4 protein-coding genes are annotated in these 5,506 nt (G+C 60.8%); 2 read left to right on the top strand and 2 right to left on the bottom strand.

Annotated features, from left to right (window positions below):
* Window positions 1–241 precede the first annotated feature (241 nt).
* On the top strand, window positions 242–1,579 hold the full coding sequence (glpT, locus tag B348_RS0129105; protein WP_005792400.1) for a glycerol-3-phosphate transporter: 1,338 nt from the start codon (window positions 242–244) through the stop codon (window positions 1,577–1,579).
* On the opposite strand, the gene B348_RS0129100 is transcribed toward glpT, so the two are convergent.
* Together B348_RS0129100 and B348_RS0129095 are read right to left on the bottom strand one after the other, a co-directional pair.
* On the bottom strand, window positions 1,576–2,229 hold the full coding sequence (locus B348_RS0129100; protein ID WP_026137159.1) for a gamma-glutamylcyclotransferase: 654 nt from the start codon (window positions 2,227–2,229) through the stop codon (window positions 1,576–1,578). The two genes, glpT and B348_RS0129100, sit on opposite strands and share 4 nt — an antisense overlap.
* 26 nt (window positions 2,230–2,255) lie before the next feature.
* Window positions 2,256–4,643 carry a TonB-dependent siderophore receptor gene (locus B348_RS0129095; protein ID WP_017739546.1) on the bottom strand — a complete coding sequence of 796 codons (2,388 nt, stop codon included), beginning with the start codon at window positions 4,641–4,643 and terminating at the stop codon, window positions 2,256–2,258.
* Window positions 4,644–4,969: 326 nt separating this feature from the next.
* On the opposite strand from B348_RS0129095, the gene B348_RS0129090 reads away from it, so the two are divergent.
* On the top strand, window positions 4,970–5,452 hold the full coding sequence (locus tag B348_RS0129090) for a hypothetical protein (protein WP_017739545.1): 483 nt from the start codon (window positions 4,970–4,972) through the stop codon (window positions 5,450–5,452).
* The last annotated feature ends 54 nt before the right edge of the window (window positions 5,453–5,506 follow it).

The raw sequence follows: 5,506 nt of genomic DNA, 5'->3' as shown, positions 1-5,506 counted from the left end.
GGGGCAGCCAACACATGTGCAACTGATAGACCGCTATCGCAGGCAAGCCAGCTCCCACATTTGATCTCCTACATTCTCAAGAGCATCAAACGACCCACACTTATCCATTCGCGACATGTTCGTAAGAGAACATGCACTTGTGCTCATTTCCTGTGTTTGCAGATAAGAGGCGATGCTATTTTCGGTAACGAAACTGTAACATTCGCATCCGCAGTCAAAACAAGAAATTTGGAGCTCTTGAATGTTTGCTTTCTTTCGACCTGCCGCACACCAGGCACCCCTGCCTGAAGAAAAAATAGACAGCACCTACCGACGCCTGCGCTGGCAAATCTTCGCCGGTATTTTCTTCGGTTACGCCGGCTACTACCTGCTGCGCAAAAACTTCTCCCTGGCCATGCCCTACTTGATCGACGAGGGTTATACCCGTGGCGAACTGGGCCTGGCGATGTCGGCCATCGCGATTGCCTACGGCCTGTCCAAGTTCCTCATGGGCCTGGTGTCCGACCGCTCCAACCCGCGCTACTTCCTGCCCTTCGGCCTGCTGGTTTCGGCGGGTGTGATGTTCATTTTCGGTTTCGCACCTTGGGCAACGTCCAGCGTGACCATGATGTTCATTTTGCTGTTCATCAACGGCTGGGCCCAAGGCATGGGCTGGCCGCCAAGTGGGCGGACCATGGTGCACTGGTGGTCGCAGAAAGAACGCGGCGGCGTGGTGTCGGTATGGAACGTAGCGCATAACGTCGGCGGCGGCCTGATCGGGCCGCTGTTCCTGCTCGGCATGGCGTGGTTCAACGACTGGCACGCGGCGTTCTACGTGCCGGCCACCGTGGCGTTGGCCGTGGCGGCGTTTGCCTTCATCACCATGCGCGACACCCCGCAATCGGTCGGCCTGCCGCCCATCGAGAAGTACAAGAACGACTACCCGGAAGGCTACGACGCCAGCCACGAAGACGAATTCAGCGCCAAGGAAATCTTCGTCAAGTACGTGCTGCGCAACAAAATGCTCTGGTACATCGCCTTCGCCAACGTCTTCGTCTACCTGCTGCGCTACGGCGTGCTGGACTGGGCGCCGACGTACCTCAAGGAAGCCAAGCACTTCACCGTCGACAAGTCGTCGTGGGCGTACTTCTTCTACGAGTGGGCGGGCATTCCGGGCACGCTGCTGTGCGGCTGGATGTCGGACAAGATCTTCCGCGGCAACCGTGGCCTGACCGGTATCGTGTTCATGGCCTTGGTGACGGTCGCGACCCTGGTGTACTGGCTCAACCCGCCGGGCAACCCGATGGTCGACATGATCGCGCTGTTCTCCATCGGCTTCCTGATCTACGGCCCGGTGATGTTGATCGGCTTGCAGGCGCTGGAACTGGCACCGAAGAAAGCCGCCGGTACGGCGGCGGGCTTCACTGGCTTGTTCGGTTACCTGGGCGGTTCGGTGGCGGCGAGTGCGGCCATGGGCTACACCGTGGACCACTTCGGCTGGGACGGTGGTTTTGTGCTGCTGATCGGCGCGTGCGTGCTGGCGATTGCGTTCCTGATCCCCACGCTGTGGCACACCAACAGCGTCAGTTCGGCGCGTTAACCGCCTGAACAATCCTTCGCACAACGCTTGAGCCGCGCCTCCAGATTCTTATCTGGCATGGCGTGGCTACGCAGGGCGTTGACGGTCTGCTCGACATAATCGCGCGTCGTGCCGTAACGCCCGCAAGCGCTTTGCAACACGTGGTTCAGCACAATGTCCGGCAAATTGCCGGCGTAGCTGGGCAAGTGCCGCTCCAACACAAACCCCAACGCCTGCACCTGACTGCCATCTTCCAGACGGCAGCTGAGCCAGTGTGGCCGGTACGAGGGATAGGGCATTTCGCGGCACCACAGGGCGTACAGCGAGGCTTCCAGCTGATCTTCCGGCAAGCGGTAGGCAAACCCGCTACACGAACCGCCGCGATCCAGGCCAAACACCAACCCCGGCACTTCCGGCGTGCCCCGATGCTCGTGGGACCACAGATACAGGCCGCGGTGATAACCGTGGACCCGTGCCCGCACCCGCTGCGTCGAGGAACATTCCGGGCGCCAGATCAGCGAACCATAAGCAAAAAGCCAGACCGGCCCACCCTGATGCCGGGCCATGGTGGCCTGCATCGAGCTCATCAACTGTTCGTGAGTGAGTTGCGGCCCAAGATCGAGCCGCGGAGGGTAAGCCAATTGCATAAGATCGGATTCAATAACGGTCATGGCAGATCGCTTAGGTCTCCTGTTTGTTACCAGTTGTAAGCAACTTTACCGTAATAAAACGCGCCGCTGTAACCGTACGGCGAAAAAGTGCTATAGGCGAGGTTGCCGCCGCTGCTGGCGAACGCGTTGACCTTTTCCGGGTACTTGTCGGTGACGTTGTCGCCGCCCAGGGTGAAGGTCCAGTTCTGCAACTTGTAGTCCGCCGACAGGTCCAGCACCCACGCCGCCTTGAAAGTCTGGTCGTTGACCTTGTCCGCCTGATAGCTGGTGAATTCACCATAGCGCACCAGATTGCTGTGCAGCGCCCAATTGCCGAAGGTGAAGTCGTTGCCCAGGCTCAGCTTGTGTTCCGGCGTGGTGTCACCGAGCAAACCGCTTTTCTCGCGACGGTCCACGCGCACCAGGTTGGCGCCGAGGCTGTCGAGGATCGCCGGGTTGGCCTTCACGTCCGTGACTTTGGTGTGGTTGTAGTTGTAGCCCACGGTGCTGTTCCAGCGGATGCCGTTATCGAACTGGTAGCGGTAATTGGCCACCAGGTCGACGCCGTCGGTGCTGGTGTCGGTGGCGTTGGTGAAGTAGCGCGCGGTGGTGTAGTTGATATTGCCGACGCCGTTGGCTTGCAGGTAGGCCTGGGTCGCCGGGCTCAGGTTGAGGTTGGACGACAGGCTGATGCGGTCGCGAATATCGATGCGATACACGTCCACCGTCAGCGTCAGGTCATCGGCGGGTTCCAGCACCAGGCCCAGGCTGTAGTTGCGTGATTTCTCGGCCTTCAGGTCTTCTGCGCCGAGCAGGCGCGCGACCTGGCTGGAGGCCGGGAACGTGCCGGCTTCGCGGATTTCGCTGCCGATCAGTTGCGACGAGGTAAACGCAAAGTTCTGCTGGGCCAGGGACGGCGCGCGGAAGCCGTTGGAGATACTGCCGCGCAAGGCCACTTGCGGGGTGAAGTCGTAGCGGGCCGACAGCGAACCGCTGACGTTGGAGCCGAAGTCACTGTAATCCTCATGCCGCACGGCGGCCGAGGCGCTGAGTTTTTCGGTGAAGTTGGTTTCCAGATCCAGGTACTGCGCCCAGTTGTGGCGTGAGCTGGTGCCGGCGTCAGCCTCACGGAAACCGCCGAGGCCCGAACTGCCAGTCTGGTAGTAGGACGCAGCGTCGCCCGCTTCGATTTCATAACCCTGGCGCAGGTATTCGCCGCCAAACGCCACGGATAGCGGGTACGGCAGGAAGCCCACGTCGAACTCACGGGACAGGTCCAGGCTGACCTGCTTCTGGTCGTTGCTCAGGGTGCCGTTGTCGAACTTGCGCGGTGTGGCCAGGCCCAGGGAGGTGTTGATGGTTTCGGTGCTGAGTTCGTACTGGTTCTTGCCGTAGTTGGCCGACAGGTCGTAATGCCAGTCATAGGCCAGCAACCCGCGCAGGCCCACCACCAGCGAGGTGTCTTCGAGGTTGCCCTTGATCAGCGGCAGGTAGCCATTGGGGTTGAGCGCCGCGATATTGTTCGACGCATTGCTCGCCCGGTAGAACGCCGCCGTCTCGCCGCGCCGCTTGCTGTAGCCGCCGAAGCTGTAGAACTCGGCGGCATCGTTGAAGGCATATTCGGAGTTGAACTGGAACTTGCCTTCATTGGTCGCCGGCTCGCCCTGGCGGAACACCTGCTGGCCATAGGTAGTGGAGCCGATGCTGGCCGCGCGGTAATCCTTGCCGGCACGGTTGGTGTAATCGTTGTCAGCGCCTTCGCCGGAGAGGCTGACAAAGCCGTTGTCGCCCAGCGCCAGCCCGGTGTTGCCGCTGATGTTGCGCTGGATGCCGTCGCCCTTCTTGTACTGGCCGAACTTGCTGGAGATCGAGCCGCCATGGTCGGCGTGCTTGAGGATCACGTTGATCACCCCGGCAATCGCGTCAGAGCCGTAGCGCGCCGAGGCGCCGTCGCGCAGCACTTCGATGTGGTCAACGGCCGACAGCGGGATCGCGTTCAGGTCCGCCGGCGCCGAGCCACGGCCCACCGCACCGCCGAGGTTGACGAAGGCGCTGGTGTGACGGCGCTTGCCGTTGACCAGCACCAGCACCTGATCCGGCGACAGCCCGCGCAACTGCGCCGGGCGCACCAACTCGGCGCCATCCACCAGGCTTGGGCGTGGGAAGTTGATCGATGGGATCAAGCGCGCCAATACCGCCCCCAACTCATCGGAGCCGGTGCTGCGCAGGGTATCGCCGGAGATCACATCAACCGGCGACAGCGAGGCGCTGGCGGTGCGCTCCTGGGCGCGGGTGCCGGTGACGATCACGGTGTCGAGTTTAGGTGCGTCGGTGGCAGACGTTTCTGCCGCGAATACTGGATTGAAGCCTGCGGCGGTCAGCAAATTGGCCGACAAAATCGCCGAGTACAGCGCGTGTTTTTTGTAGCTCCCCATACCGCTCCCCTTGGAATCAAGACTCAGAGCGTCATGCCCTGAATGCGTACGATCGATCCGGCTGGCGGGCGGTGGCGGTCAGTTATTGGTGGTTGGCAGAAAGTCGGTAGTCCGTTGCGATATAGCTTAATGATATCTATGTAACAAATTAAATACCTTTAAAGCATAAGCGAATGCATAAGCAAACCGCCCCACTCGTCAGGATTGAGTCCACCAATCCCGCTACTTTCAGCCCCGGTTCAGCCTGGGATCGCAGCAAGCCGTCAAAATAGCGCACACAACGACCCACCTAGCCGCCCTTCAAACCGACTATCGAGGTCGCACCCATGAAAAAATTCCGACTGCCTGGCCTGCTGTTCCTGGCCCAGGCCACCACGGCACTGGCGGGCGAAGCGCCGGTTACCAGCGATGACAAAGGCTTCTGGTATGCGCAGACCAGCGTCTACACCCGGCACTTCGCGCCCGACCCCGAGCACAACAATAATCAGGACCTGATTGGCCTGGAGCGCAATGAGGCCTCAGGCTTTGTGTATGGCGGGGCGACGTTTCGCAACTCGTTCAGGCAGCGCTCGTACTACGCGTATGCGGGCAAGCGCTACGACATGGCCGACTATCCGGTGTACCTGAAGCTGACAGGCGGGGCGATCCAGGGTTATCGCGGCAAATACCGCGACAAGATCCCGTTGAACCGTTTTGGTGTGGCGCCGGTGATCATTCCGTCAGTGGGAACCCACTACGGGCCGGTGGCGGCGGAGTTGGTGTTGCTGGGGTTCAATGCGGCGATGGTGACCACTGGCGTACGTTTCTGAAAACAATGCAAATCACTGTGGGAGCTGGCTTGCCTGCGATAGCGGTGGGTCAGG

It is taken from the genome of Pseudomonas sp. CBZ-4 (assembly GCF_000346755.1).
Classification (GTDB): Bacteria; Pseudomonadota; Gammaproteobacteria; order Pseudomonadales; family Pseudomonadaceae; genus Aquipseudomonas.
Note: the sequence above shows the minus strand (reverse complement) of the source record. Positions and strands in the feature narration are given on the sequence as shown.